1 protein-coding gene is annotated in these 1,158 nt (G+C 65.3%); it reads left to right on the forward strand.

From position 1 onward, the window contains the following. Window positions 1-173: 173 nt before the first annotated feature. Window positions 174-980 carry a sulfite exporter TauE/SafE family protein gene (locus GH664_RS22860; RefSeq protein WP_153170322.1) on the forward strand — a complete coding sequence of 269 codons (807 nt, stop codon included), beginning with the start codon at window positions 174-176 and terminating at the stop codon, window positions 978-980. Window positions 981-1,158 lie beyond the last annotated feature (178 nt).

The raw sequence follows: 1,158 nt of genomic DNA on the forward strand, positions 1-1,158 counted from the left end.
GTTTGGGTCTGGTGTCGCTGCTCGATACGACGCGACGGCTCCAGTGTCTTTCATGAACCGCCGTATGCGGAACCGCACGTACGGTGGTGTGAGAGGGCGACGGGGGTGACCCCGTCCCCTACTCGATGGTGCGCCCGGCAGGGCGCACCGCTTCGTGGAGTGTCTACAGGGCAATGGATTTGAACGTGTGGTGGCTGGCCTACCCGGTGCTCGGTGCCGTGGTGGGCTTTTTTGCCGGACTGCTCGGCGTGGGGGGCGGGGGCATCATGGTGCCGCTGCTGACCACCCTGTTCGTCGCCCAGGGCTTTCCGTTCGACCAGGTCGTGCATATGGCGCTGGGCACGTCCATGGCCGGCATCGTGCTCACGTCGATGTCCAGCCTGCGCGCCCATCATCAGCATGGCGCGGTGCGCTGGGACATCGTCATGGGCATCACGCCCGGCATCCTGCTGGGCACCTTTTGCGGCACGTTCATCGCTTCGCGCATCGACACGCTGCCGCTGGCGATATTCTTCTCTGCGTTCATGGGCTACGTGTCGCTGCAGATGCTGATCAACGTCAAGCCCAAGCCTTCGCGTGAAGTTCCCGGCCTGGTCGGGCTCAGCGCCGCAGGCGCAGGGATCGGCGGCGTGTCGGCGCTGGTGGCGATCGGCGGCGGTTCGCTGTCGGTGCCGTTCATGACCTGGTGCAACGTGAAGATGCAGCACGCCATCGGCACCTCCTCGGCGATCGGCCTGCCGATCGCAGTGGCGGGCACCGTCGGCTACATGATCAACGGCTGGGGCGCGCCGGGGATGCCGCCCTACACGCTGGGTTACATCTATCTGCCCGCCCTGGTGCTGGTGAGCGCGGTGAGCATGGCGATGGCACCGGTCGGCGCCCGGCTGGCGCACACGCTTCCGGTTCCGGTGCTGAAGAAGATCTTCGCCGGTGTCCTGATCTCGCTGTCGCTCAAGATGCTGCACAGCTTGCTCGGCTGAGAGCGTGAGAGTTTTTCTCCAATCTCGCCAGGTTGTGCTGGGACTGGCATGCTCCGAGACATGAACGAGACCGAAGGTCATAACGGATCGCCGGCCAGCCTGTTCGATGACCTGCCGGCTGTCGAGGAACAACAGGTGATCGCGGCGAAGCAGGCGCGGGCGGCTTCACGCCGGCAAG

The sequence above is a fragment of the Thauera sp. 2A1 genome (genome assembly GCF_009469595.2).
GTDB lineage: Bacteria > Pseudomonadota > Gammaproteobacteria > Burkholderiales > Rhodocyclaceae > Thauera.